The sequence below is a fragment of the Citreimonas sp. genome, from assembly GCF_042096055.1.
Lineage (GTDB): Bacteria > Pseudomonadota > Alphaproteobacteria > Rhodobacterales > Rhodobacteraceae > Citreimonas.
The window spans coordinates 22011-46041 of sequence record NZ_JBELMH010000005.1; the positions used below are offsets into that span (position 1 = coordinate 22011).

General features: G+C 68.5%; 27 protein-coding genes. 16 read left to right on the forward strand and 11 right to left on the reverse strand.

Annotation, left to right across the window (positions count from 1 at the left end; all coding sequences use genetic code 11):
* From ACFDTC_RS02475 to ACFDTC_RS02490, 4 genes are all read left to right on the forward strand, one after another.
* Positions 1-1148: translocation/assembly module TamB domain-containing protein (locus tag ACFDTC_RS02475; protein WP_375257281.1), on the forward strand; the 1148-nt coding region annotated here is incomplete at its 5' end.
* A gap of 178 nt (positions 1149-1326) precedes the next feature.
* Positions 1327-2529 carry an efflux RND transporter periplasmic adaptor subunit gene (locus tag ACFDTC_RS02480; protein WP_375257282.1) on the forward strand — a complete coding sequence of 401 codons (1203 nt, stop codon included), beginning with the start codon at positions 1327-1329 and terminating at the stop codon, positions 2527-2529.
* Entirely contained in the window at positions 2526-5672 is a 3147-nt protein-coding gene (locus tag ACFDTC_RS02485; protein ID WP_375257283.1) for an efflux RND transporter permease subunit, read from the forward strand. Before ACFDTC_RS02480 ends, ACFDTC_RS02485 begins: the two co-directional genes overlap by 4 nt.
* A 66-nt stretch (positions 5673-5738) precedes the next feature.
* Positions 5739-5999: a Rho termination factor N-terminal domain-containing protein gene (locus ACFDTC_RS02490; RefSeq protein ID WP_375257284.1), complete on the forward strand. Its 261-nt coding sequence runs from the start codon at positions 5739-5741 to the stop codon at positions 5997-5999.
* Positions 6000-6077: 78 nt separating this feature from the next.
* Here ACFDTC_RS02490 and ACFDTC_RS02495 read toward each other — a convergent pair whose 3' ends face one another.
* The 4 genes from ACFDTC_RS02495 to ACFDTC_RS02510 form a co-directional block, all read right to left on the reverse strand.
* Positions 6078-6545, reverse strand: coding sequence for a host attachment protein (locus tag ACFDTC_RS02495; protein ID WP_375257285.1), 468 nt, complete (start codon positions 6543-6545; stop codon positions 6078-6080).
* Positions 6538-6744 (reverse strand): hypothetical protein, encoded by a 207-nt coding sequence (locus tag ACFDTC_RS02500; RefSeq protein ID WP_375257286.1) that lies wholly within the window; start codon positions 6742-6744, stop codon positions 6538-6540. Before ACFDTC_RS02500 ends, ACFDTC_RS02495 begins: the two co-directional genes overlap by 8 nt.
* The gene (locus ACFDTC_RS02505; RefSeq protein ID WP_375257287.1) at positions 6737-7099 is read right to left on the reverse strand and encodes a DUF4112 domain-containing protein; all 363 of its coding nucleotides are present in this window, start codon (positions 7097-7099) and stop codon (positions 6737-6739) included. The genes ACFDTC_RS02500 and ACFDTC_RS02505 overlap by 8 nt, the downstream gene beginning before the upstream one ends.
* A gap of 183 nt (positions 7100-7282) precedes the next feature.
* Positions 7283-8371: a YihY/virulence factor BrkB family protein gene (locus ACFDTC_RS02510; RefSeq protein ID WP_375257288.1), complete on the reverse strand. Its 1089-nt coding sequence runs from the start codon at positions 8369-8371 to the stop codon at positions 7283-7285.
* A 190-nt stretch (positions 8372-8561) separates the two neighbouring features.
* Between ACFDTC_RS02510 and ACFDTC_RS02515 the strand changes: the two genes are divergently transcribed.
* Genes ACFDTC_RS02515 through ACFDTC_RS02530 form a run of 4 tightly spaced genes read left to right on the forward strand, consistent with a single transcriptional unit; the run spans position 8562 to position 11319 of the window.
* Positions 8562-9065 carry a hypothetical protein gene (locus ACFDTC_RS02515; protein ID WP_375257289.1) on the forward strand — a complete coding sequence of 168 codons (504 nt, stop codon included), beginning with the start codon at positions 8562-8564 and terminating at the stop codon, positions 9063-9065.
* Positions 9062-9460: a phage holin family protein gene (locus tag ACFDTC_RS02520; protein WP_375257290.1), complete on the forward strand. Its 399-nt coding sequence runs from the start codon at positions 9062-9064 to the stop codon at positions 9458-9460. Before ACFDTC_RS02515 ends, ACFDTC_RS02520 begins: the two co-directional genes overlap by 4 nt.
* Entirely contained in the window at positions 9453-10244 is a 792-nt protein-coding gene (locus ACFDTC_RS02525; RefSeq protein ID WP_375257291.1) for a hypothetical protein, read from the forward strand. Before ACFDTC_RS02520 ends, ACFDTC_RS02525 begins: the two co-directional genes overlap by 8 nt.
* A 46-nt stretch (positions 10245-10290) precedes the next feature.
* Positions 10291-11319: an AI-2E family transporter gene (locus ACFDTC_RS02530; RefSeq protein ID WP_375257292.1), complete on the forward strand. Its 1029-nt coding sequence runs from the start codon at positions 10291-10293 to the stop codon at positions 11317-11319.
* 28 nt (positions 11320-11347) lie between these two features.
* Here ACFDTC_RS02530 and ACFDTC_RS02535 read toward each other — a convergent pair whose 3' ends face one another.
* On the reverse strand, positions 11348-11521 hold the full coding sequence (locus tag ACFDTC_RS02535; RefSeq protein WP_375257293.1) for a DUF1328 domain-containing protein: 174 nt from the start codon (positions 11519-11521) through the stop codon (positions 11348-11350).
* A gap of 157 nt (positions 11522-11678) precedes the next feature.
* Here ACFDTC_RS02535 and ACFDTC_RS02540 point away from each other — a divergent pair, with 157 nt between their 5' ends.
* The 5 genes from ACFDTC_RS02540 to dps all read left to right on the forward strand — a co-directional run bounded on the left by ACFDTC_RS02540 (position 11679) and on the right by dps (position 15117).
* Complete coding sequence (locus ACFDTC_RS02540; RefSeq protein ID WP_375257294.1) at positions 11679-11954, forward strand: hypothetical protein; 276 nt, start codon at positions 11679-11681, stop codon at positions 11952-11954.
* A gap of 144 nt (positions 11955-12098) precedes the next feature.
* The gene (locus ACFDTC_RS02545; RefSeq protein WP_375257295.1) at positions 12099-13562 is read left to right on the forward strand and encodes a TrkH family potassium uptake protein; all 1464 of its coding nucleotides are present in this window, start codon (positions 12099-12101) and stop codon (positions 13560-13562) included.
* Positions 13563-13565: 3 nt separating this feature from the next.
* A complete protein-coding gene (locus ACFDTC_RS02550) occupies positions 13566-14234 on the forward strand; it encodes a potassium channel family protein (protein ID WP_375257296.1) in 669 nt (222 codons plus the stop codon).
* 92 nt (positions 14235-14326) lie between these two features.
* Complete coding sequence (locus tag ACFDTC_RS02555) at positions 14327-14488, forward strand: hypothetical protein (protein ID WP_375257297.1); 162 nt, start codon at positions 14327-14329, stop codon at positions 14486-14488.
* A 146-nt stretch (positions 14489-14634) separates the two neighbouring features.
* Positions 14635-15117, forward strand: coding sequence for a DNA starvation/stationary phase protection protein Dps (gene dps / locus ACFDTC_RS02560; protein ID WP_375257298.1), 483 nt, complete (start codon positions 14635-14637; stop codon positions 15115-15117).
* Positions 15118-15163: 46 nt separating this feature from the next.
* Here the strand turns inward: dps and ACFDTC_RS02565 are convergent, their stop codons facing one another.
* Positions 15164-15634, reverse strand: a complete 471-nt coding sequence (locus ACFDTC_RS02565; RefSeq protein ID WP_375257299.1) for a hypothetical protein — start codon at positions 15632-15634, stop codon at positions 15164-15166.
* 410 nt (positions 15635-16044) lie between these two features.
* Positions 16045-17490 carry a DegQ family serine endoprotease gene (locus ACFDTC_RS02570; protein ID WP_375257300.1) on the reverse strand — a complete coding sequence of 482 codons (1446 nt, stop codon included), beginning with the start codon at positions 17488-17490 and terminating at the stop codon, positions 16045-16047.
* A gap of 155 nt (positions 17491-17645) precedes the next feature.
* On the opposite strand from ACFDTC_RS02570, the gene ACFDTC_RS02575 reads away from it, so the two are divergent.
* The 3 genes from ACFDTC_RS02575 to ACFDTC_RS02585 all read left to right on the forward strand — a co-directional run bounded on the left by ACFDTC_RS02575 (position 17646) and on the right by ACFDTC_RS02585 (position 19248).
* Positions 17646-18086 (forward strand): hypothetical protein, encoded by a 441-nt coding sequence (locus ACFDTC_RS02575; RefSeq protein ID WP_375257301.1) that lies wholly within the window; start codon positions 17646-17648, stop codon positions 18084-18086.
* 221 nt (positions 18087-18307) lie between these two features.
* On the forward strand, positions 18308-18568 hold the full coding sequence (locus ACFDTC_RS02580) for a YrhK family protein (protein ID WP_375257302.1): 261 nt from the start codon (positions 18308-18310) through the stop codon (positions 18566-18568).
* Positions 18565-19248: a hypothetical protein gene (locus ACFDTC_RS02585; protein WP_375257303.1), complete on the forward strand. Its 684-nt coding sequence runs from the start codon at positions 18565-18567 to the stop codon at positions 19246-19248. Before ACFDTC_RS02580 ends, ACFDTC_RS02585 begins: the two co-directional genes overlap by 4 nt.
* Before the next feature lie 7 nt (positions 19249-19255).
* Here ACFDTC_RS02585 and ACFDTC_RS02590 read toward each other — a convergent pair whose 3' ends face one another.
* The 4 genes from ACFDTC_RS02590 to ctaD are packed head-to-tail and all read right to left on the reverse strand — an operon-like array spanning position 19256 to position 23981.
* The gene (locus tag ACFDTC_RS02590) at positions 19256-20362 is read right to left on the reverse strand and encodes an AI-2E family transporter (RefSeq protein WP_375257304.1); all 1107 of its coding nucleotides are present in this window, start codon (positions 20360-20362) and stop codon (positions 19256-19258) included.
* Between the two features lie 32 nt (positions 20363-20394).
* On the reverse strand, positions 20395-21105 hold the full coding sequence (locus tag ACFDTC_RS02595; protein WP_375257305.1) for a cytochrome c oxidase assembly protein: 711 nt from the start codon (positions 21103-21105) through the stop codon (positions 20395-20397).
* Positions 21106-21114: 9 nt separating this feature from the next.
* Positions 21115-21435 carry a hypothetical protein gene (locus ACFDTC_RS02600; RefSeq protein ID WP_375257306.1) on the reverse strand — a complete coding sequence of 107 codons (321 nt, stop codon included), beginning with the start codon at positions 21433-21435 and terminating at the stop codon, positions 21115-21117.
* A gap of 5 nt (positions 21436-21440) precedes the next feature.
* Complete coding sequence (ctaD, locus tag ACFDTC_RS02605; protein ID WP_375257307.1) at positions 21441-23981, reverse strand: cytochrome c oxidase subunit I; 2541 nt, start codon at positions 23979-23981, stop codon at positions 21441-21443.
* Between the last annotated feature and the right edge of the window lie 50 nt (positions 23982-24031).

Sequence of the window (24031 nt, forward strand, 5' to 3'; positions counted from 1 at the left end):
CGGACGGGCAGCTTGCCCTGCCGACGTTGCGCCTTGCGCTCGAGAACATCGACGGGACGGCCCGGCTGTCGGGCGCGAGCGCGACGGTGGACCTGACGTCGGACCTGTCGACCGGCGGCACGCTCAGCGTCCAGGGGCCGATCGACCTCAGCGCGCCATTCGTTGCCGACCTCGCGATCCGTTTGCGCAGCGCGGAACTGCGCGACCCGCAGCTTTACGAGACCGAGGCCGACGCCCGCCTTACCCTGTCCGGCCCGCTGACCGGGCCGAACCGCGCGCGGATCGCCGGCACGGTGACCCTGGACGAAGCCGAGCTGCGCATTCCGCAGATCGGCCCGTCGTACGAGGTGCTGGAAGGCTTGCGCCACGTCGATCCGCCGGCGGACGTGCGGCGCACGCTGCAATTCGCCGGCCTGCGCCCGTCCGGTGAGGCTGAGCCGGCACCGGCCGTCGGCTTTCCCGTCGACCTCGTGATCAACGCGCCCGACCGCATCTTCGTGCGCGGCCGGGGCCTCGATGCCGAGTTGGGCGGCACGCTGCGCCTGACCGGAACCACGACCGATCTGGTGCCCGTGGGGCAGTTCGACCTGATCCGCGGCCGGCTGGACCTGCTGGGCCAGCGCCTGACGCTGGACGAAGGCTTCGTGGCCCTGCGCGGCAGCTTCGATCCGGTGATCAACTTCGTCGCCCGCGCCGATGCCGACGGCACCGAGGTGCGCGTGGCGATCACCGGCATGGCGTCCTCGCCCGACCTGACCATCACGTCGAGCCCGGACCTGCCGCAGGACGAGGCGCTGGCGCTGCTGCTGTTCGGACGCGACGCGGGATCGCTGTCGGCGCTGCAGGCGCTGCAACTGGCCTCGGCCGTGCGCACCCTGTCGGGTCGTGGCGGGCTGGGGCTGACCGAGCAACTGCGCAGCGGGCTTGGCGTCGACGATTTCGACATCACGACGGACGCCGAGGGCAACGCCGAGGCCCGCGTAGGCGCCTACATCTCGGAGAATATCTATACCGACGTCACGGTCGGGTCGGACGGCGACAGCGCCATCTCGCTGAACCTGGACCTGACCGACAGCATCACCGTGCGCGGCGGCACCGGGTCGGACGGCGATGCGTCGGTGGGCATCTTCTTCGAGCGGGATTACTGACGCGGCCGGACGGGCCCGCCGGTTTCGGCGGTCCCAACCCACTGTGCATTACCCGCGTACCCCGGAACCGTACGGTGGGCCGCCCCGTTAACCGCCATTGACACTGAACCGCGCAGTTCACTTTATCGCGGCACCGAGGCACCCCATATCGGGCTCGGCCCCACCATTGGAGATCGTCATGACGCAACCGGAAGGCTCGGCGCCTCAAACGCTGGATTTCGAGGCGGATCGCGGCGCCTCACGCTCGATCTGGATCGCGGGCGTGCTGGTTCTGGCGTTGGCGGGATGGATGGGCTCGGGCTTCATCTGGCCCGCCGAAGAGCCCGCGCCGATGCGCGCCGACCGTGAAGAGCCCGCGCCCATTCCCGTCGCGGTGCGCAGTTCCACCGCCGAGACGGTGACGCGCCTGTTCCAGGCCGAGGGTCAGGCCCTGCCCGACCGCGACTCGGTCCTGCGGGCCGAGGCGTCGGGCGAGATCGTCGAGGTCATGGTCGAGAAGGGTCAGGAGGTCGCCGAGGGCGCGCCCGTCGCCCGCGTGGAAAGCCAGTCGAGCCTGGCGAGCGTGACGCGCGCCGAAGAGGAACTGGCCCGCGCCCAGCGCGAGTTCGACAACGCCGAGGAACTGCTGGAGCGCGGCGTCGCCACCGCCGACCGCGTGGCCGCCGCGCGCGCCGACCTGGCCTCGGCCCGCGCCGACCTGACCGCGGCCGAGCAGGCGCTGGAGGACGCGACCATCACCGCGCCCTTCGCCGGCCGGATCGAGCGGCTGGACATCGACACCGGCGAGTTCGTCTCGGCCGGGGCCGAGATCGGCCGCATCGTCGACAACCGTCCGCTGACGGTGACGATCCAGGTGCCGCAGCAATCGCTGACCCGCGTCACCGAAGGGCAGACGGCCGCCGTCGCTTTCATCACCGGCGAGACGCGCGAGGGTACCGTAACCTTCGTCGGCAGCTCGGCCTCCTCCGAGACGCGCACCTTCCTGGCCGAGATCGAGGTCCCGAACGAGGACGGCGCCATCCCCGCCGGCATCTCGGCCGAGGTGCGCATCCCCACCGGGGAGGTGGTCGCGCATTTCGTGTCGCCGGCCACCGTTTCGTTGGATGCCGACGGTACGCTTGGCGTCAAGACGGTCGACGAAGACGACACCGTACGCTTCCTGCCGATCGAGATCGAGCGCGCGCAACTCGACGGAGTGTGGGTCAGCGGGTTGCCCGAGACCGCGCAGTTGATCACCGTCGGCCAGGGTTTCGTCCGCGCCGGCGACCGCGTCGAGGCGCGCCCCGAACAGGATGCCACCGTCGATCCGGCCGCCGCCGAGGCCGGCGCCGATCCCGCGGCACAGGCTGCGGCGGCCGAAGCACCGGAGGTCACGGAATGAACGGCTTGATCTCGGCCGCCTTCAGCCGCGCGCGCGTCGTGATGATGGCGCTGCTGATGCTGCTGTCGCTGGGCGCCTACGCGTACATCGCCATCCCCAAGGAAGCCAACCCCGAGATACCGCTGCCGCTGTTCTACGTGACCACCGGCCTCGACGGGATCAGCCCGGCCGACTCCGAGCGGCTGCTGATCTCGCCGCTCGAGACCGAGTTCGCCTCGATCGCCGGGCTGCAGGAAATGGAGGCGCATGCCTCGGAAGGCTTCGCCTCGGTGCAGCTGGAATTCGCGCCCGGCTCGGACACGGCCGAGGCGCTGGACAAGGTGCGCGCCGCCGCCGATCGCGCCGAGAACGAGCTGCCCGACGACGCCTACGCGATCACCATCAACGAGATCAACACGGCGCTCTTCCCGATCATCACCGCGGTCCTGTCGGGCCCGGTGCCGGAACGCACGCTCAACGACCTCGCCACCAGCGTGCAGGAAGAGCTCGAAGCGCTGAACGGCGTGCTCGAGGTCGAGATTGGCGGCAAGCGGACCGAGGCGGTCGAGGTGCTGATCGACCCGACGATCTTCCAGACTTACAACCTGACCTTTGACGAGCTGATCAGCCAGATCAGCCGGAACAACCGCCTGATCGCCGCCGGCGCGATCGAGACCGGCGCCGGGCGCATCGTGCTCAAGGTGCCGGGGCTGATCGAGAACCTCGACGACGTGATGGCAATGCCCGTCAAGGTGCGCGGCGACACCGTCGTCACCTTCGCCGACGTGGCCACGATCCGCCGCACCTTCGAAGATCCGACCGGCTTTGCCCGCATCGACGGTCAGCCGGCACTGGCGCTCGAAGTCACGAAACGTTCGGGCGCGAATATCATCGAAACCGTTGCCGCGGTGAAGGAGCGGGTCGAGAGCCTGCGCGCCGACTGGCCCGACAGCGTTCAGGTCACCTGGCTGCAGGACCAGTCCGAACAGGTCGAGACGTTGCTGAGCGATCTCGAGGCGAACGTGCTGGCCGCCGTGATCCTGGTGATGATCGTGATCGTCTTCGCGCTCGGCCCACGCTCGGCCATCCTGGTCGGTCTGTCGATCCCCGGCGCCTTCCTGGCGGGCGTCATCGGCATCTGGGCAATGGGCTTCACGATGAACATCGTGGTGCTGTTCTCGCTGATCCTGGTGGTGGGCATGCTGGTCGACGGCGCGATCGTGACGACCGAACTGGCCGACCGCCGCCTGCAAGAGGGCGCGACCCCGCGCGAGGCGTACGAATACGCCGCCCAGCGCATGGCTTGGCCGATCATCGCGTCCACCGCCACCACGCTCTCGGTGTTCTTCCCTCTGCTGTTCTGGTCCGGCATGGTCGGCGAGTTCATGAAGTTCCTGCCGATCACGGTGATCCTGACGCTGTTCGCGGCTCTGTTCATGGCGCTGATCTTCATCCCCGTGGCCGGCGGCATCATCGGCCGGCGCACGCCGCAATCCGCACGCGCCAAGGCCGCGCTGCACGAGGTCGAATATGGCGATCCGCGCCGCCTCACCGGCGTCAGCGGCGCCTATGTGCGCCTGCTGCACCGCGCCATCCTGCGCCCCGGCGCCACGCTACTGTTCGCGGTGGCGCTGCTGCTGGGGGCGTTCGGCCTGTACGGCCAGTTCGGCAAGGGCCTGACTTTCTTCCCCTCGGTCGAGCCCGAGTTCATGCAGGTGCAGATCCGCGCGCGCGACAACTTCTCGATCAACGAGCGCGACGACCTGGTGCGCGCGGTCGAAACCCGGCTGGCGGATTTCGAAGAGATCGAAAGCATCTACGCCCGTTCGATGATGAACGCGGGCCAGGGCGACGAGGAAACCATCGGCACGCTGCAGCTCGACCTGATCGAGTGGGACGAACGGCGCCCGGCCGAGCAGATCGCGGGCGACATCCGTCAGGCGGTGTCGGACATCGCCGGCATCGACGTGCAGGTGCAGACCGAAAGCGGCGGGCCCAGCAGCGGCAAGCCGGTCAACCTGGAACTGACGGCCCGCAACCTCGAAGACCAGAATGCGACGGTCGAGACCGTACGCGAGATTATGGACCGGATCGGCGGCTTCACCGACGTCACCGACACGCGGCCCCTGCCGGGGGTCGAGGTCTCGATCCTCGTCGACCGGGCCGAGGCCGCGCGCTACGGCGCGGACGTCAGCCTTCTGGGGCAGGCGGTACAGCTGCTGACGCAGGGCATCACCGTGGCCGATTATCGCCCCGCCGACACCGACGAGCCGGTGGACATCCGCGTCCGCTTCCCGCGCGAGGAACGCTCGCTGGCGGAGCTGGGCAACCTGCGGGTGCCGACGACAGCAGGGCTGGTGCCGATCTCGAACTTCGTGACGTTCGAGCCGACGCCGCGCACCGGCGTCATCCGCCGGATGGACCAGCGCCGCGTCGCTTTTGTCGAGGCCAACGTCGCCCCCGGCGTGCTGGTCAACGATCAGGTCGCCCGCCTGCAACAGGCGCTCGACAATGCCGACCTTCCGGACGGCGTCGACTACAGCTTTGCCGGCGAGGCGGAGGACCAGCAGGAAAGCATGATCTTCCTCGCGGGCGCCTTCATCGCGGCGATCGGGCTGATGTTCGTGATCCTGCTGGTGCAGTTCAACAACTTCTTCCAGGCCTTCGTGGTGATGAGTGCGATCCTGTTCTCCGTCGCCGGCGTGCTGCTGGGGCTTCTGGTCACCGGGCGGCCCTTCGGTGTCGTCATGGGCGGGATCGGGGTGATCGCGCTGGCAGGGATCGTGGTGAACAACAACATCGTCCTGATCGACACCTACAACGACCTGCGCCGCTCAGGGCAGATGCCGCTCGAGGCGGCGCTGCGCACCGGCGCGCAGCGTCTGCGGCCGGTGGTGCTGACCTCGCTGACGACGGCGCTGGGTCTGATGCCCATGGTGATCGGGCTGAACGTGAACTTCTTCACGCGCGAGATCCTGTACGGCGCGCCCTCGACCCAGTGGTGGACCGAGTTGTCTTCGGCCATCGCGGGGGGCCTGACGGTCGCGACGATCCTGACGCTGGTGGTCACCCCCGCCCTGCTGGTGCTGGGAGAACGGAAGCTGGCGTTCGGGCATGGATCGGCCGGCGCGCCGGACGGCTCCCCGGCGCCGTCGCAGGGCTGAGGCCGCGCCCGGAACCGCCCGCCCAAGCCCGGCGTTCCATCCGCAAAACCGCGAAAGGAGCCGGCCATGACCAAGGACCACGGCAAGTCGATCAAGAACGACGACACCTACGAGGAACTGCGCGACAAGGGCTACGACAAGTCCAAGGCGGCCGCGATCGCCAATGCGCAGGCGAACCCTGACATGCACCCGTCGAAGAAGGGCGGCCAGTCGCCCGCCTACGAGGACTGGACCAAGGACGAGTTGATGGGCCGCGCGCAGGAGCTGGACATCGAGGGCCGCTCGGACATGACCAAGGACGAGCTGATCGACGCCCTGCGCGGCTGAGCCCCCTGCACTGCAAGCAAAAGAAAAGGCCGCGCCCGGCTTCCGGACGCGGCCTTGGTCATGCAATAGCGTGATGGGTCAGGCGGCCTTTTCCTCGAGCGAGCGGGACAGCAGGTCCTCGACCTCGTCGAGCGGATGGTTGGTCAGGACCTTCGGCACCTCGTGGATGATCCGGCTCTCGACCTCCTTGTGCAGGGCCTTGCGCAATTCGCTCAGCACCGGGCGGCTGGCGACGATCACAAGCTTCTCGAACGCGTTCTTGTGCGCCTGTTTGTAAAGATGCTCGGCCAGATCGTCAGCGAAACGCTCTTTCTCGAGCTCGTGCCAGTCGGTGTCGTCCAGCGCCGAGCGTTGCTGGACGCCGGTGTCGTTCATGCGGCCCGGCTTGTTCGCGGCCCAGTCGCCGGCTTTCGGGTTCTCCTGCTTGTCCTTACGCAGGACGGTCAGGTTCATGTCCTCATGGTCGCCCTTGTTGACCAGGAACAGGGCCTTTTCGCCGTCCGCGATCAGCACCCAGGCGTTCTGCGGCAATCCGCTCTTAGCCATTGTTGTCGTCCTCCTCGTCGCCTTTCGTGACACGCGTCGCACCGGCGGGACGCTCGGTGGCGCGCTTCATCTCGTCCTTGGTGCCCTTCTTGCGGGGCAGAGCGCCGCCTGCGCGGCCCTCCTGGGACACCGAGCCTCGTTCACCCATCACGCGATCGGTGTCGCGGCTGCCATCTTTCGAGCGGTGGCGCTCAGCCATGTTGTGTTCTCCTTCTTTCGGCGCGCCGCGCCACGGCGGCGGCATCCTTCTCGAGTTCGCGCCGCAGCAGCGCGATGTTGCGGCGGTTGGCCTTGAATCCCACGTCGAACACGTCGCCCAGCACCGGGATCGACCCGACGACGATGTCGATTCCGCTGTTGGCGGCCATGCGGGCGACCACGCTGGGCCGGGCGCCCATGCGATGACCCTCGAACACGATCCAGGCGCCGGGCGCCGCCGCCGCGACGTCGCCGATGCCCGGCAAGAGGCCGATGATCGAGTCGTAGCCGAAGCGAATGCCGAACAGCGAAAAGCGGCTGTCCAGCTTGTCGGCGAGCCTTTCGAGCCGCGCCATTCTCTCTTCGTGATGCGGCGACAGAACGCTTGGTCTGGGTGGCGTGGCTTGCATGCGGACCTCCGGTCGACCACTGGCGCGGTCGATAGTGGGAACGGGCGGCGTCGGAGGTGCCGGGTGGCACCTGCAGGACCCGCCCGATTGGCTATTTCGTCAACGTCGGCGGCCAAGCGGCGGTTCCGTTCAGCGCCCGCCGCGACGGTCCCCGTCCGGAGCGTCCTGCGCCATGGTTCTACCGGGGCCGGTGGGCCGCTCGTCCAGATCGAACGGGCTCCGGTCGGCGCCTGACGTTTCATTGCCTTCCTGTGCCGCCGCATCTGCATCCGGCGGCAGGGTGTCTGCCTTGACCGCGCCGCGTTCGCCCATCGGGCGATCGGGCCCGACCGTGCTGTCGCGCATGGTCTGGTGCTCGAGTTCCGCGTCGATCTGCGCCCCCAGAAGCACCACGAAGGCCGACAGCCACAGCCAGGTCAGCAGGATGATCGCGCCGGCTAGCGTGCCGAACACCTCGTTGTAGGACGCGAAGTTCTGCACGTAGTAGCTGAACAGGACCGTCCCCAGGACCCAGAACAGGCAGCCGGTAAAAGCCCCCGGCGTCAGCCAGCGCCAGCGCGCGCTGCGCCGGTCGGGGCCATGCCGGTACAGGATCGCGATGCCCAGGATGCCGATGAGGAACATTGCGGGCCATCGCAGGATCATGGCCAGCGTCTGCACGAACCCGGTCTGGCCGAAGATCGCCAGAAGCGCCGGGATCGCCGCGACAATGACGATCGCGGCACTCAGTCCAAGCAGGATCGCAACCGTCAGCGCGATGGTCATCAGACGAAGCGCGATGAAGCCGCGCGTCTCTTTCTCGTCGTTTATGACGTTGAGCCCCTCGATGAAACTGCCGGTCGCATTCGACGCAGACCACAGCGCCACGCCGAGCGAGACCAGCGCCGCGAGTCCAAGCGAGCCGCTCTCGGCCGAGGCCACCTTGCGCAACTGGTCGTCGATCAGCACCTGCGCGGCCTCCGGCAACAGCGCCAGCAGCCAGCCCGCCTCGCTTGCCAGGACGGCCGGGTCGTAGACCAGCCCCACCAGCGCGACGGCGGCGGTGATCGCCGGGAAGATCGCCAGCAGGCCGTAGAATGCGATCCCCGCCGCCATCAGGCCGATATGCTGCGTGCCGATGTGGACGAAGACCCGGCCAAGGACGGCGAACCAGCCGCGGCGCGGCATGCTTCCCGGTCCCGTCGCGTCACGGCCGATGTCGCTGGGATGATCGTTCATGCAGACCGAACGAGCAGGCTTTACGCGGGGTTCCCGAGCGCCCGCGCGAAGGTGCGAAGCCCACGACGCCGGCGGTCGGCGCCGTTCGGCCGAGGCGCGACCGGCGGCGCGGAACCGCCGCGCGACAGATCGCGTTGCTTCCCTGTCACATACTGCAGACGCAACCGCAGACACGTCAGGAGGTCGACACATGACCGACGAATTCAACAAACCATCCACCGGATCGGTACGCGACCAGGCCGCCGACCTGGCACACGACGCCGGCAAGGCCGTCGAAAACGAGGCCCGCCACCAGGCCGAGGACGTCCGCGACGCCGCCGCCGCCGAGGCGCAAAAGGTCGCGAACGCCGCCGAGGCCGCATCGGAAGAGTTCGACTCCGGCTCGCTTCAGGCGCAGGCGGTCGAGCATCTCGCCTCGACGATCGAGGATTTCGCACGGCAGGTCCGCAGCACCGACATCGACCGCATGGCGCAGTCTGTCAGCAGCTTCGCCCGCTCAAACCCAATGCTGTTCGTGGGCGGCGCAGCCGTTCTGGGCGCGGTCGCCACGCGCTTCCTGAAGTCGCGGTCGCCGCGGCCGACGGCACCGGCCGTCCACACCCGCGCGCCGATGGATGATCCCTGGGCGCCGTATGAAAGCGCGCAGCCGGGCGGATACCCGGCAGCCGGCAGCAACGGGCGGAACCTGCAATGAGCGGGCCGAGCGATTTCCGTGAAACGCCTTCGCTGCTGGTGAAGGTGTTGCGCCAGTTCTCCACGCTGATGCAGGACGAACTGGCGCTCGCCCGGGCCGAGATGTCCCGAAACGCGGCGCGCGCCGGCGCGGGCGTCGCGATGATCGCCGTCGCCGGCATCATTTCGCTGGTGGCGCTGAACGTGCTGGCGGCCGCGCTGGTGGCCTGGATCGCGGCCAACGGCTTCACCGCCGGTGTCGCTTCGCTCATCGTCGGCGGCGCGCTGCTGGTGCTGGCCCTGATCGTTGCGCTGATCGGCAAGTCGCGCCTCAGCGCAAGCGCGCTCAGCCCCAGCCGTACCGCCCGCAACGTCGAGCGGGACGTCGAAACCGTAAAGGAGGCCACCCATGCCTAAGGGTTCGCTGGACGGTCTCGAAGACCGAGTCACCAAGGATCGCGAGGCGCTCGCGCAGTCGCTGGACGCATTGTCCCGCACGCTTGCGCCGCAGCACCTGTCACGCACCGCCGAGGAATATGGAAACCAGATGATCCGGACAGTCACAGACCAGGCGCGCGAAAACCCCGCCGCTTTCGCCCTTCTGGGCGCCGGCTTGGCCATGGTCCTCACCGGGGCCGGCCGCCGCAGCAAGAGCGATGCGCTCGAGGCGCCGGTGCCGCCGGGCGGCGTGGGCGCCATTCCCGCCCCCGGCTCCGAGGCACGCCTCGGGCCCGTCACCGGCCCGCGCGACCGCCGCTTCGGCGGCCAGTCGGGCGACGGCACCCACCGCGTGTCGGCCGCGCGCCTGCGCTCGGCCATGGAGCACGGGCTCGACAAGCTCAGCCCTGCTGCCCGCAACCGCGTGCGCCGCGCACGCCAGCAGGTCATCGACGCGCAAGAGGCGCTCGAGCGGCGGGCGTCCAAGGCGGCGCGTCAGTCCGACGCCTTCGTGCGCGACCAGCCGATCGCCGCGGGCGCGCTTGCCTTCGGGTTCGGTGCGATCGCCGCGGCGCTTCTGCCCGGAACCCGCACCGAGGACCGCATGATGGGCAGCCGGCGCGACGCGCTGATGGCCGAAGCAACGCTCGCCTTCGAGCGCGAGATGGAGCAGGCCAAGGCCGAGCTGCGTCGCCGTGCCGGCGTTCAGGATGGCGCACAGGGCCATTCGGTTCCCGAAGGTCCGGCGGGTCCCGCCTACTGAGGACCATACCAGCCGGGCGGCCGCGGTCGCCCGGGAAAGAGGTGCCATGGACAAGCTGCTGAGCGACAAGGCACAGCGCATCATGATCGCCATACTCGCCGCGGTGGCCACCACCGCGGCGCTTTACTTTGCGAGACAAATACTTGCGCCAATCGTGTTCGGGCTGGTCGTCGGGGTCGTGGCCTCGCCCGTCGCCGCCTGGATGCGCGCGCGCGGCCTGCCCAACGTGTTGAGCGCCGCGGCCTTGCTGTTGGGCGCGACGACGGTGATCGCGCTGGCCTTCCTGGCCGTTGCGCCGCTGATCTCGGCGCTTGTCGCCCGCCTGCCCCAGATCATGATCGAGATCCGCGGCTGGGTCGAGGCGGTGTCCGGCGCGCTTCGCGGCATCGAAAGCCTGTCGGAAGAAATCGAGCGCACGGTCGGCACCGGAGGCGGCGGCGGCGAGGAAGGCGCGCAGGCGATCCCCACCATGATGGACGCGCTGTGGGCGGCGCCGGATTTCGGCGCACAGGTGCTGATATTCATGGGCACGCTGTTCTTCTTCACCCTTGCGCGCGACGACCTCTACCGCGCCGCAGGCGCCGGCGCCGAGACCCTGGACCGCGCCGATCGCGCGGTGTCGCGCTACTTCGCCGCCGTCACGATGATCAACATCGGGCTGGGCGTGACGGTGGGCGCTGCCATGGCCGGCATCGGCGTGAACTACGCTATACTGTGGGGGCTGGTCGCCGCGATCATGAACTTCGTGCTCTATCTCGGGCCGCTGCTGGTGGCGCTGGGGCTTCTGGCCGCCGGTCTGGTGCAGTTCGGCGGCGCCTTCGCGCTGCTGCCGCCGCTGACCTTCCTTGCCATCAACCTGACCGAGGCGCAGTTCGTCACGCCCGCCTTCGTCGGCCAGCAATTGCACATGAGCCCGCTGTTCGTGTTCCTGGCGATCGTGTTCGGCCTGTGGCTGTGGGGGCCGGTCGGCGCGATCGTGGCGCTGCCCGTGGCGGTCTGGCTGGGCGCGCTGCTTGCCGGCGTCGACTACAGCCCGTCCCGGCGCATGAAAAAGCCCCGCTACGGCAATCCGTAGCGGGGCCGTCCATCCCGATGGGCGCGATCTAGCGCGGCGTGCGGCCGCGCACCGCGCGGGCGATCATCGCCACGACGAACAGGACCAGGAACACGACGAACAGGATCTGCGCGATCCCGGCCGAGGCCGAGGCGATACCGCCGAAGCCGAACAGGGCGGCGATCAGCGCGATGACGAGGAACGTGAGGGCCCATCCGAGCATGGTTTTCTCCTTTGCGGGTGGATGCGACATCTTTCCGCTGAACGTGCAGCGGGCATTCCGGTTCCGATGGAACTTTCCGACCGCGCCCGCCGTTGATCGCCCGAAACATGACAGCACAGGCGCGACTGATCGCCTGCGACACGAAAGGAGTTTCGACATGGAACAGCGGACGCACGAAACCTTCGGCCACGCACAGCCCGACGCGCTCGGCACCCCCACGACCGACCACAAGCCCTCGATGGGCGACCGGGCCCGCGAGCAGGTCAACGCCGGCCGCGACACGATGCAGCAGGCCGGCCAGAAGATCAGCGAGACGGCCGCCACCGCGACCGACCAGACGACCGCCTTCGTTCGCGAGAACCCGGGCCTGGCACTCGCCGGCGCGCTGGGCGTGGGCGTCCTGATCGGCTTGGCCCTGCGCGAGCGTTACTGAACGTGCGCCGGTTGTCGCCGTGCCCCTGACGGCACGCGATTCCGGCCTATCCAGTGGGGCGGCGCGATGCGCCGCCCTTTCCGTCGTCTGCGGTACCGCGCTGCACCCGACGCACCCGACCATCCCGGGCGCCAGGGCGCGGCCATGATCCGCAGCGTCTCGGGCCTGCGCAGCGGCGCTGAGACCGTGGCGCTGCAAGCGCGGTTTCCCGTGGTCGCGCTGACCATCGCCAAGCACGCCCCCATCTTCGTCATCCTCTGCCTGCCGCCGGCCATCTGGGCCGCCGTCGAACGCGTTTGGCCGCTCGCCATCGCACTGGCTGTACCCGCCGGCTGCGCGATGCTGCTTTTCCTGATCGTGAGCCGGCAGGATCTGCCCGACAGCCTGTCGAAGATCGAGGCGCTGGTGGCCGTCGCGCTTGTCTTCCTGCTGGGGGCGCTGGTGCCGGCGCCGGCTTACATGGCCATCGGGATGCCGCCACTGGACGCGCTGTTCGAGTCGATGAGCGCGATCACCACCACCGGGTTGTCGGTGTCGCGCGACCCCGACGCGTGGCCGTTCGCCGCGCATTTCCTGCGCGGCTGGATGCAATGGTGCGGCGGGCTGGTCATGGCGACCGCCGTTCTGGCGCTGCTGCTGCCGCCCGGGGTGCCGGCGCGGCGCCTCGGGCGGGCGGGCATCGACCAAGGCGACCGCATCGCCTCAACCCGGAGCCAGGCGCGCCAGCTGCTGGGCGTGTACCTCGGCCTGACGGCGATCCTGGCGGCGGCGGCGATGGCCGTGCTGCCGGGCTGGCGCGAGGGTCTGGTGATCTCGCTGTCGGCGATCTCGACCGCCGGTTTCTCGCCCCGGGCCGACAGCCTCGCGTCCTACTCGGCGCTCGGCAAGGCGGTGGTCATGCTGGGATGCATTGCCGGTGCGATGTCGCTGCTGACCTTCGTGCTGCTTCTGCAGGGCAAGGCGCGCGACGCCTGGGCGCTGGGGTCGGCGCGCCGCGTGCTGGGCACGGTGACGGTTCTGTCGGCCATTCAGGCGACGATCATCCTGGGCACGGGAAACACCGCGGAACAGGCGTTCGACGGCGTTGTGAACGTGATCTCGGCGCTGACGACGACCGGCTTCTCGGCCGGCGCGATCCCGACGATCGGCCCGGTCGCGGTGCTGCTGATGGCGGCGATGTTCATCGGTGGCGATATCGGGTCCACCGCCGGCGGGCTGAAGCTGGCCCGCGTGGGCCTGCTCGGCCGGCTCGTGCTGCACGCCGTGCGCTCGGCCCGGCTGCCGGACAACGCCGTGGCGCCGCTGCGGATGAACCGCAAGCCGGTGAAGCCCGCCACCGTCAACGCGCTGCTGGCGCTGCTGAGCATCTACATCACCGCCGTGGGCCTTTTGTGGATGCAGTGCCTGGCGCACGGCTTTCCGCCCGGGCCGGCGCTGTTCGACATCATCTCGACCCTGTCGACCGTCGGGCTGTCGACCGGCGTCGTAGGCGCGGACCTGCCGGTGGACGTGAAGCTGTCGTTGACCTTCGCGATGTGGTTGGGGCGGCTGGAATTCATCGCCGTGCTGGTCCTGATCTCGCCGAAAACCTGGATGAAGAGGAGTTGAGCGATGCGCGTTGTGATTCTGGGGGCCTCCCGCTTCGGCGAGGCGATCGCCGACACGCTGATCGACGCCAAGCACGAGGTGGTGCTGATCGACCGCGACCGCGAGCGCCTGGAAGAACTGGCCGAGCGGATGGATTGCGGCATGATCGAGGGCGACGGCACGCTGCCCACCATCCTCGAAGAAGCCTACCGCGACGACAACGATACCTTCATCGCTGTCACCAACGCGTCCGAGCAGAACATCCTGGCGGCGCTGGTCGCCCGTTCGATCGGGTATGCGCGCGTCATCCCGCAGATCCTCACGCGCGAACTGATGCGCGTCTGCCGGCAGCTCGACCTGCGCGACGTGATCAACCCGCACGCCACCGTGGCGCAATCGATCCTCGAGGCGCTTCAGGACCAGGTCGCGCTGGACCACGAGACCGAGTTGCAGAACCAGCTGCGCCTGAAACGCGTGCACATCCCGGAGAATTGCGAGGGCAAGACGCTGGCCAGTCTCGACCTGCCGCCGAGCGCGCGCGCGATCGCTCGCATCCGCGGCGATGACGAATGCCTGGTCGACGACGACACAGAGCTTGCCCATGGCGACTATGTCCTGATCGCGTTGAGCTGCGACGATCTCGACGACCTCGACAAGGCGTTCGACAAGTCCTCGGAGGGCGACGAGGCCTGACGCAATCGTGTGCGCGGCCGGCCGTGTCTACGCGGAACCGGGCGGGGATCCGCGGGTTCGTCGAGAGACACTGACGCACAGGAGACTACTCCATGGATCTCGCATTCTTTCTGCCGTTGCTGGCCATGATCACGTTGCTGGCGGTCGTCATCTTCGCGCTGTTCAGCAAGAAGAAGACCGAGGATCGCCGGCACGATCCCTCGGCGCCGAAATCGCATTTGGCCGCCGACGCGCCCAGCAGCGACAGCCGCTGAATTAGGGGCTTTTGCCCCGCGCGCCCAGTCGGTTACCGACCGGTCATCCACGTCCTTCGACGCCGCGATACCGGGTGGGAACCCTTGGGCGCCTTCGGCCGTTGTAGCCACCGAAGACATTTCCGACACACCAGAGGAGCTTTGACATGCCGACGAATTTCGCAGGCAATCTCAACCAGGACGTGCGCACCAAGATGGTGGATCTGCTGAACGCGCGGCTGGTCGACACGATCGCGGTCACGCTGGCCGTCAAGCAGGCGCACTGGAACCTCAAGGGCCAAGGCTTTATTGGCGTGCACGAACTGCTGGACGACGTCGCGGACCGCCTGCGCGACAGCGCCGACCTGATGGCCGAGCGCGCCGTCATCCTCGGCGGCTTTGCCAAGGGCACCGTCGAAGTCGTCGCCGACAAGGCCGACATCGAGGCCTACCCGCTGGAGATCAGCGATCTCGAGGACCACGTTCAAGCGCTGAAAGAGCGCTTCATGGTTCTGGGCGGCGCCGTGCGCGAGGCGGCCGAGACCGCCGAGGAAGCCGGCGACGAGGACACCGCGGACCTGTTCACCGAAGTCAGCCGCGCCGTCGACAAGGACGCGTGGTTCATCGGTGCGAACGCGAAAGCCGCGTAAAGCTGCTCATCGGCCTCGGCGTCGTTGGTGGCGCCGGGGCTGCCCTTCAGCGGATCATCGTCCGCTGGACCCAGTCGATGAGACCGGCCATGTCGACCGGCTTGGAAACCCGCTCGACCGCCGGAAAGGACTCGAGCACCTCCGACCCCGACACATCGTATCCCGTCAGGAAGATGAACGGCACGTCCATGTCGCTCAGGCGGATGGCAACGTCCCGGCTGGTGTTCTGACCGCCCAAGTTCACGTCGAGGATTGCGGCACGGGGCGGCGCGTGTTCGATCGCCTCTAGCGCCGGAGCCGCCGCGTGGAAGGGCCCGCTCACCGCAAAGCCGGCATCCTCGACCGTCTGTGCCAGATCCAGGGCGACGATCACTTCGTCATCGAGGATCAGAACCGAAGAAGTCACCTCACTCGTCATCCACTCATCCCCCTGTAAATCGTACTGTTCCCCGCACCAGCGACGCCGCCGAAGCGGCACCCGATCCCCTGTCCATTCGCGGCCGGTACCGACATGCAACCAGGCATCGTTGCCTCGTCACCGTCCGCGCATGGATGAAGGCCGCTGATTTCCAAGGGTCTGTTCATCTGGTTCTCGCGGCCGCCTCCCCGTTGGACGAAGGCATATTCGCCGCGGATGACACGGCTGTAAATACCGGTTGGCCACTTGCCCTTACGGAAGCCCGCACAATCGCCGGATGAGTTCCCCAAGGGCCGCATCGGTGCGTTAACGCAAGGCAGCGGCGGAACGACGACCGGTCATGCAACCTGTGCGTGTCTACTTGCGCGACCGCGATTTGGCGGCGATGGCTGACCGACACCGGCGGCTTGCGCGCGGCATGACAGATCGTTCGGGCGATCGCTCTCTCCATGTAAAAACGCCCCGGCAAAAGCCGGGGCGCCAAACGGCAAGTACAAAGCCGCTTTCGATCAGTTTGCCGCGTCTTCCTCGAACGTCACGGCGCGGAAGACGTATCCGCCATCGCGGAAGATCCGCATCAGAAGCGGCTCGTCTGCTTCTTCGGCCGCGGCGGCGGCCTCGCGCAGGGCGCCCACGTCAGGCACCGCCTCGCCCGAGGCCTGGACGATCACGTCGCCGGCGCGCAGGCCGGCCTCGGCCGCGGGACTGTCGGGATCGACCGACGCCACGGCGAGACCTTCGAGGTCCGACGGCAGGCCCAGCTCGCTGCGCAGTTGCGGCGTCACCGGCTGGATCGACACGCCGATCGTCGGGCCGTCGGGCAGCGCGTCCTGCTCAGGCTCCGTCGGTTCCGCGGCAAGGCCCATATCGGGTCGTTCGCCCAAGGTGACCTCGGTCTCTTCGCGGTCGCCATCGCGCAGGTAGGCGACGGTGACCGGCTCACCCACCGGCAGGTCGGCCACGGCGAAAGTCAGGCCGCGCGGGTCCGACACGTCCTCGCCCGCGACCGAGACGATCACGTCGCCGGCCGCGAGCCCCGCTTCGGCCGCCGGACCGCCGGCGGTGACGTCCGAAACCAGCACGCCCGAGGTGTCGGCGAGGTCCAGCGCCTCGGCCAGCGCATCGTCGATGCTCTGGATCTGGACGCCCAGCCAGCCGCGCTCGACGCTGCCGTCCTCGCGCAGGTCCTCGACGATGCGTTGTGCCACGGCCGACGGTACGGCAAAGCCGATGCCCACGTTGCCGCCCGAGGGCGAGAAGATCGCGGTGTTCACGCCGACCACTTCGCCCGGCGCGTTGAACAACGGCCCGCCCGAGTTGCCCGAGTTGATCGCGGCATCGGTCTGGATGAAGTCGTCGTAGGGGCCCGAGTTGATGTCGCGCGACCGCGCCGAAACGATGCCCGCGGTGACGGTGCCGCCCAAGCCGAACGGGTTGCCGATCGCCACGACCCACTGGCCGATCTTGAGATCGTCCGACGACCCCCATTCGACCGCCGGCAGATCCTCGTCTGCCTCGATCTTCAGCAGCGCGATGTCCGTCGCGGGGTCGGTGCCGACCAGTTCGGCCTCGTATTCCCGCTCGTCATCCAGCACGACTTGGATTTGCTCGGCGTCGGCGATGACGTGGTTGTTCGTGACGACGTAGCCGTCTTCCGAGATGATGAAGCCCGACCCCTGGCTGCGCATCGGGCCCTGCGGCCGCTGCGGCATCTGATCGCCGAAGAAGTCGCGGAAACCTGGCGGAAGCTGCGGCGGAACGCCTTGCTGCCCCTGCGGCGCCGCACCGGTGGACAGGATGCCGACGACCGCGGGCAGCTTGTCCTCGACCATGGCGGTGAAGTCGACGGGGGCGGATCGGGTCGCCTCCTGCGCGGGGGCCTCGATCGCGGTCAGGGAAAGCGCAAGCGCGACCGCGGCCGCACTGGCGCGACCCGGTTTGGTCAATGGCGACATCGGAAATCTCCGTTTGTTACGCGTATAGGGTGTGTGGGGAACGCGACGTCATCGCGGCCGGTTCCACCGTGCCGGGGCGCCGCCACGGGCGGAACCGCTGCGATCCATGACCGTTGAATCGGCATAGATGCGATTTTCGCAACAGGAGGACGACCATGTCCGACCAAAGCCACCACAAGGACCGCGCCGTGCCGGACAAGGAATCCGACGACCGCGCAACCGAGGACACCGGCCCCGATACCGGCCGCGTCCGCGAGGAACACGACCGCCGGCGGCGGGACGAACCTGCCGCCGCAGCGCTCGAGGCCGATGCCGAGGCGGGCGCCAATGTCGCGCCCTCCGGTGCCGCGCTGCGTTCGGGTGTCCCCGATCCCGGCGCGCCGGCCGATCCGGTTCCCGCGGCCGAAGCCGCTCATCGCCGCGAGGACATTGCCGAGAACGAGCGGCGGGCGGGGCCCGGCGACGCCGGTGCCTCCGACCGGCCGACCCCTCTGCCGCAGGACCATGCGGCCGGAGAGCGCCACCCGGCCCGCAAGGCCGCGATCCTGATCGCGGCGGCACTGCTGGTGCTGCTCATCATCATAGCGCTGTTCTAGGCGCTATACGTCTGCGGGCGCGCGCGGCACGCCGCATGCGCCCGTTTCGCCACGACGGCGTCCCTGACCGGGCGCCCTGTGGCGAACACCGAACCGCAAAACCCGATAACCGCCCTTCCCTGCCCGCCCTCTTCACGGACGCCGCGGCGAAGGGCTGTCGCATGGGCAGCCCGCGGCCCCTTCCGGCCCTGCCATGCGGCGCAGGAAAGGAGGCAAGACATATGGCAAACCCGCTCAAGACACTGGTGCAGGAATACAGCTGGGTCCATCTGGGCCTCGGCCTGTGCGGCAATGTGCTGTTTTTCCTCGGCAGCGTCGCCTTCCTGCCCCGCCTGGCGAAGGTCGTCCCGCCCTGGCTCGACCACCCGGTCGAGTGGCAGACCGCCGGCGTCTGGATGTTCATCCTGGGTGCCTTCCTGATGCTCGTGGGCAGCCTCGGCCAGCTTCTCGTCTCGATCTTCGAGGCGCGAGAGAAGCAATGACCGAGCAGGCACTCGTCTTCGTACTGGGGGCCGGCTTCGCGCTGGTGCACCTGCTGTCGAGCCGGCTGGGCTGGCTGGACCGCACCCCGCGCAGCCTGTGGCTGTCGACGGCGGGCGGCGTGTCGATCGCCTATGTATTCGTGCACCTTCTGCCCGAACTCGCGCATTTCAGCGCCGAGACCGAGATGCACGCCGGCCTGTATATCGCCGCGCTGGCCGGCTTCGTCGGCTTCTACGGGATCGAGGCGCGTATCCGCCGCGCCGCCGACGAGAACGCCGCCTTTCGCCTGCATCTTGCGTCCTACGCAGGCTACAACTTCGTCGTCGGCTACCTGCTCGACGCGCAGGCGCGCGAGGAGCCCGTAGCGGGCCTGCTGTTCTACGCCTTCGCCCTGTCGTTGCACCTGGTCATCAACGACCGCGCGCTGGCCGAGCGCCACGGCGACCGCCACGCCGGAAGCGGCCGGCTGACGCTGGCGGGCGCGGTGCTGGCCGGCGTCGTCGTGGGCGCGGTCGTGGAACTGCCCCTGCCGGCGGTGGCGGCCTTCTTCGCGCTGCTCGCGGGCTCGACCGTGCTGACGGTCATCAAGGAAGAACTGCCGCAGCAGCGCGAAAGCCGCTTCGGCGCCTTCGCTGCGGGTGCCCTGGTCTATGCGGCGCTGCTGCTCCTGGGGCTCTAGGCCGCGTTCACTCGCAGGCCAGCGCCTTGTCCAGATCGGCGTGGGTGCATTCGTTCGACAAGAGCAGCGCCACCGGGCGCAGCGGCGGGATGGTGTTCGCGATGATCATGATGCTCAGCGTCATCGGCGTTGCAAGGAAGGCGCCGGCCACGCCCCACAGAGCGCCCCAGAACAGGATTGCGATGAGAATCACCAACGGAGACAGCGACACGCGCCTGCCCTGCATCTTGGGATCGACCCAGTTGCCCAGCACCTGCTCGATCACCAGCAGGCCCGCGCCGATCAGGAACGCGGTGCCGAAGTCGAGCGTCAGGAACGCGTAGAAGGTCGGCAGCACCCCCGACAGAAGCGAGCCGAGGTTGGGGATGAAGTTCAGCAAGAAGGTCAACAGCGCCCAGACCAGCAGCAGGTCGATCGCGAAAGGCCACAGCCAGGCGGTGTAGACTGCCGCCGTGAGCAGGCCCAGGAACGTCCGCACCAGGATGAACTGGCGCAGGGTCGTGCCCATCGTCTCGAACACGTCGTACCAGTCGCGCGCGCCGCGGCCCGAGGAAATCTCGCCCACCTTGCTGTGCCACAGGTCCCCCTCGCTGACCGCGAGCAGCACGAGGAACAGCACCAGCACAGTGCCGGTGATCATCATCCCCATCGCGTTGGCGAACATCTGCGCGAGGCCCGCCGCCCCTTCCAGCATGGCCGAGCTGAGCGATCCACTGCGCGCGTCGATCAGGTTCCGCAGGTCCTGCCACAGGCCGGCGGGCCCCGCTTCGTGCGGCCCCGGCAGGATGCTGCCCAACTCCTCGGTTAGGTCCGGCACCTGTGCCGCGATGCGCTGGACGCAATAGACGAGGCCCCCGACGAAGAGCGCGATGCACAGCAGCAGGAAGATCATGACGACCGCCCGGCCCAGCCAGCGCAACGGCTTCGGCATGTGCGCCGCGACGCCGCGGTCCAGCGGCAGGATGGCCAGCGTCACGAAGATGGCCATCACGACCGGTATGGCCACGACCGCCATACTGCGCAGAACCATGCCGGCCAGAATGGCGAGGATCGCCACCAGGGTCAGCGTGGCGATCTGGACGTAGCGGTCGGTCGTGATGCGGTCGTCGTTCAAGGTATCCTCCTAGCGTTTCTGAACACGGGTCGTCAGCCCGCCGGTCTGGGGCGCGGGTCATCGCGCAGGAAATGCCATGCCAGCCACCCCACGAGCGCCATGAAGACCGCGCCGCCCGCGACCCACATCAGCGCACCGGCCAGCTGCTGGTCGGCGAGCCCGCTCAGGCCGAAAGCGATCGCGTGCACCTCGTGCCAGGCGTGCCACGGCTCGGGCGCGAGGGTGACCATCACCGCGTAAAGCGTCAGCTGCGTCGCGGTCAGTCCGGCCGCCGCCAACCCGCGCTCGGGGGCGGCACGCAACGCGGCGAACAGCGCCACGGCCGATCCGGTCAGGCTGAGATGCATCGCCCAATAGGTCAGGTCGGATTGCAACGTCGCGGCATAGGGTGCCGGTGCGTGCCAGCCCCAGAACAGCACCGCGAACAGCCCCGCCATCGGCAGCGCCGGCAGACGCAGGCGGGGGAGTGCTGCCGCGATCACCGGTGCGGCGACCAGCGTCAGCAGGATATGCTGCGCCACGCGGGCCGAGAACAGCGCCATCGACAGCGCACAGAGCGGGGAGACGAACAGCAGCGCCGCCAGTGCCCAGCCCGCGGCCATCAGGCGCCGGTCGTGCGCCACCCGCATGCCCACGGCCAGCGCCACCGCCAGTCCCAGCAGCAGCGCCGGGTCCAGCGTCCAGCGCGACCAGAGCTCGGCCGGCACCGGCGGCGTTCCGCAGAAGGGGATGTAGGGATCCATGATCGCCTCCTATCCTGTGCAGTTGCCCATCATGGCGATGGGCCAGAGGTTCGCGACGATCGCGAAAAGCGTGATGACGACGGTCCACCAGGACGCCTGCGCCAGCGTCCACCGCGGCTCGTCCGGGTCGAGCTGACCGCACAGCCGACCCGCGCGGACCAGCCAGACCAGCATCAGCAGGCCGGTCGCCAGCGTCAGGAACGTGGCCGCGGCGCGCGTCACGTCGGGGTCGAGCAGCCCGCGCGGCGCGCAGGCGGCCGAGATCAGCGCATAGATCGCGGTGAAGTGGACGGCCCACAGGATCACCGGGCGGGCGATATGCAGCGCCATCCGGGTCATGACGTGGCCACCAGAAGGAACCCTGCCGCGGCGATGGCCGTCATCGCGCCCGTCGCCTTGCACATTGTCATCAGAAGAAGGTCGGGCAGCGCCTGGCCCGGCTTGACCGCGCCCAGAAGCTTGCGCAGCAGGTTGATCGCGGCCCACCACGCGATGACGGCCAGGTGCGCCACGACGAAGACGCTCAGCGCCCAGCCGGTGGCACCGAAGGCGCTGGCCCAAGGATCCACCGGCCACAGCGCCGCCACCAGCACCGCGCAGGTTTCCAGCGCGATCAGCAGCAGCACGCCGTCCACCAGCGCCGCCGTCCGCAGCGCGCCGCGCGATGCGTTGCGCAGGCCCAGCCAGCCCAGCAATGCCACCGCCGCGCCGCCCGCGATCGCGCCAAGCGTCCACGGCACCAGCGGCTCGGCCACCCGGTCCGCGAATTCCGGCTGCACGTTCCACAGGAACAGCGCGCCGAACAGCAGCGAGGCGAACAGCGCGTACGATATCAGCATCGTCCCCACCATCGAGACGTGCAGGTGCCCGCGCCGGTCGACCGCGTTGACCGGCAGGCGCAGCCCGTCGCGGATGCCGGCGTCGCGGGTCACGCCGCTGTCGGACGGCTCCCACACCCAGGCGGTGATGCCCGCAAGCGCGATGGCGAAGCCGACGGCCGTCAGCCAGTAGAGCGAGGCCAGCGTCGCGCCGAAGCCCAGCGCCACGCCGAAGGCGCTGATCAGCGGTGTCCACGTGGGGTGCGGCAGGCGCAGGATCTGGATCGGCTCGCCGCTGACCGGATCGCTGCCGATGGTCTCGCGCCGGTGGTCGGGGCAGGCCCGCAGCGCGCCTACCACATCATGCCCGGGCCGGTCGGTCAGCTCGGGCTGGTCCCACAGCGGCTCGCGCGAGCGGATCTCGGGGATGGCGCGGAAGTTGTAGCCCGGCGCTACCGGCTTGTAGAGCCATTCCAGCGTGCTCGCCCCCCACGGATTGCGCGGCGCGCGGGGCCCTTGGTGGAAATGGCGGACGAAATCCCAGACGAACAGCGCGACCCCGGCCGCCAGGATGTAGGCCCCAATCGACGAGAGCATGTTCAGACGGTCCCAGCCGATGCCTTCCGGGTAGGTCGCGATGCGCCGCGGCATGCCGCGCAGGCCCGTCAGGTGCATCATGAAGAAGGCAAGGTTAAAGCCCGCGAACATCAGCCAGAACACCCATTTGCCGATCCGCTCGGACAGCATCCGACCGGTCAGGTGCGGCATCCAGTAATAAAGCGCGCCGAACATCGGGAAGACGAAGCCGCCGATCAGCACGTAATGCAGGTGCGCCACGACGAAGTAGCTGTCATGCGCCTGCCAGTTGAACGGCACGCTGGCCAGCATCACGCCCGTCAGACCGCCCAGCACGAAGATGAACAGGAAGCCCAGCACGAAAAGCATCGGCACGCTCAGCCGCGGCTTGCCTTGCGCCAGCGTCGCGATGAAGCAGAAGATCTGCACGCCGGTGGGCACCGCGACCATGGTCGAGGCGGCCGAGAACAGCGACAGCGACATGATCGGCAGGCCCGTGGCGAACATGTGGTGCGCCCACAACCCGAAGCTGAGGAACCCCATGCTGACCACCGCGGCGACCGCGAAGCCGTAGCCGAACAGGGGCTTGCCCACGAACGTGGGCAGCATGGTGGCGACCATGCCGGCTGCCGGCAGGAAGATGATGTAGACCTCGGGGTGGCCGAACAGCCAGAAGAGGTGCTGCCACAGCAGCGGATCGCCCCCCAGCGACGGGTCGAAGAACGGCAGCCCCAGCAGGCGTTCAGATTCCAGCAGGATCGAGCCGATGATCAGCGGCGGGAAGCCGACCGCGATCATGAAGGCGGTGACCAGCAGATACCACATGAAGATCGGCATCTTCGTCAGGCTCATCCCCGGCGCGCGCGAACACAGGATCGCGGCGATGATCTCGACGGCGGCGGTGACGCTCGCTATCTCGGCCAGGGTGATGCCGATCAGCCAGAAATCCGCCGACAGGCCGGGCGTGAACTCGGACGTCGACAGCGGCACGTACATGAACCAGCCGCCTTCGGGAGCCGCGTCGAACAGGAAGGACGACAGCACCATGATGCCGCCGAAGAGGTAGCAATAGTAGCCGAACGCGCCGAGCCGCGGAAACACCAGGTCGCGGGCTCCGATCATCAGCGGGATGAGGTAGACGCCGAACCCCTCGAGCATGGGGATCGCGAACAGGAACATCATGATCGTTCCGTGCATCGTGAAGACCTGGTTGTAGGTCTCGGCGTCCAGGAACGTGTTCTCGGGCACGATCAGCTGCGTTCGCACCAGCAGCGCCAGGAACCCCGCGATCAGGAAGAAGCAGAAGCCGGTGACGAGGAAGCGCTTGCCCACCACCCGATGGCTGACCGATGACCAGTAGCGCCAGCCCTGCGGCGTGTCCCATATCTGCTCGAACGACTTGTGCTGTTCGCCCTTGCGGGTGCCGCCGTAATCGGCCGCGTCGATCTGGTCCAGCGGGATATCGGTCGTGGTACTCGTCATTTCAGGCTCGCCAGCCAGGCCGTCACGGCGCGCAGTTCAGGGCCGCTCAG

Coding starts and splice junctions, on each gene's coding strand:
- ACFDTC_RS02480 (WP_375257282.1), top strand. CDS start 1,327: ATGACGCAACCGGAAGGCTCGGCGCCTCAAACGCTGGATTTCGAGGCG.
- ACFDTC_RS02500 (WP_375257286.1), bottom strand. CDS start 6,744: ATGGCTGAGCGCCACCGCTCGAAAGATGGCAGCCGCGACACCGATCGC.
- ACFDTC_RS02570 (WP_375257300.1), bottom strand. CDS start 17,490: ATGTCGCCATTGACCAAACCGGGTCGCGCCAGTGCGGCCGCGGTCGCG.
- ACFDTC_RS02595 (WP_375257305.1), bottom strand. CDS start 21,105: ATGGATCCCTACATCCCCTTCTGCGGAACGCCGCCGGTGCCGGCCGAG.
- ACFDTC_RS02510 (WP_375257288.1), bottom strand. CDS start 8,371: ATGAACGATCATCCCAGCGACATCGGCCGTGACGCGACGGGACCGGGA.
- ACFDTC_RS02485 (WP_375257283.1), top strand. CDS start 2,526: ATGAACGGCTTGATCTCGGCCGCCTTCAGCCGCGCGCGCGTCGTGATG.
- ACFDTC_RS02555 (WP_375257297.1), top strand. CDS start 14,327: ATGGATCTCGCATTCTTTCTGCCGTTGCTGGCCATGATCACGTTGCTG.
- ACFDTC_RS02575 (WP_375257301.1), top strand. CDS start 17,646: ATGTCCGACCAAAGCCACCACAAGGACCGCGCCGTGCCGGACAAGGAA.
- ACFDTC_RS02505 (WP_375257287.1), bottom strand. CDS start 7,099: ATGGCGCGGCTCGAAAGGCTCGCCGACAAGCTGGACAGCCGCTTTTCG.
- ACFDTC_RS02495 (WP_375257285.1), bottom strand. CDS start 6,545: ATGGCTAAGAGCGGATTGCCGCAGAACGCCTGGGTGCTGATCGCGGAC.
- ACFDTC_RS02525 (WP_375257291.1), top strand. CDS start 9,453: ATGCCTAAGGGTTCGCTGGACGGTCTCGAAGACCGAGTCACCAAGGAT.
- ACFDTC_RS02530 (WP_375257292.1), top strand. CDS start 10,291: ATGGACAAGCTGCTGAGCGACAAGGCACAGCGCATCATGATCGCCATA.
- ACFDTC_RS02490 (WP_375257284.1), top strand. CDS start 5,739: ATGACCAAGGACCACGGCAAGTCGATCAAGAACGACGACACCTACGAG.
- ACFDTC_RS02520 (WP_375257290.1), top strand. CDS start 9,062: ATGAGCGGGCCGAGCGATTTCCGTGAAACGCCTTCGCTGCTGGTGAAG.
- ACFDTC_RS02580 (WP_375257302.1), top strand. CDS start 18,308: ATGGCAAACCCGCTCAAGACACTGGTGCAGGAATACAGCTGGGTCCAT.
- ACFDTC_RS02545 (WP_375257295.1), top strand. CDS start 12,099: ATGATCCGCAGCGTCTCGGGCCTGCGCAGCGGCGCTGAGACCGTGGCG.
- ACFDTC_RS02550 (WP_375257296.1), top strand. CDS start 13,566: ATGCGCGTTGTGATTCTGGGGGCCTCCCGCTTCGGCGAGGCGATCGCC.
- ACFDTC_RS02515 (WP_375257289.1), top strand. CDS start 8,562: ATGACCGACGAATTCAACAAACCATCCACCGGATCGGTACGCGACCAG.
- ACFDTC_RS02585 (WP_375257303.1), top strand. CDS start 18,565: ATGACCGAGCAGGCACTCGTCTTCGTACTGGGGGCCGGCTTCGCGCTG.
- ctaD (WP_375257307.1), bottom strand. CDS start 23,981: ATGACGAGTACCACGACCGATATCCCGCTGGACCAGATCGACGCGGCC.
- ACFDTC_RS02600 (WP_375257306.1), bottom strand. CDS start 21,435: ATGGCGCTGCATATCGCCCGCCCGGTGATCCTGTGGGCCGTCCACTTC.
- ACFDTC_RS02535 (WP_375257293.1), bottom strand. CDS start 11,521: ATGCTCGGATGGGCCCTCACGTTCCTCGTCATCGCGCTGATCGCCGCC.
- ACFDTC_RS02540 (WP_375257294.1), top strand. CDS start 11,679: ATGGAACAGCGGACGCACGAAACCTTCGGCCACGCACAGCCCGACGCG.
- dps (WP_375257298.1), top strand. CDS start 14,635: ATGCCGACGAATTTCGCAGGCAATCTCAACCAGGACGTGCGCACCAAG.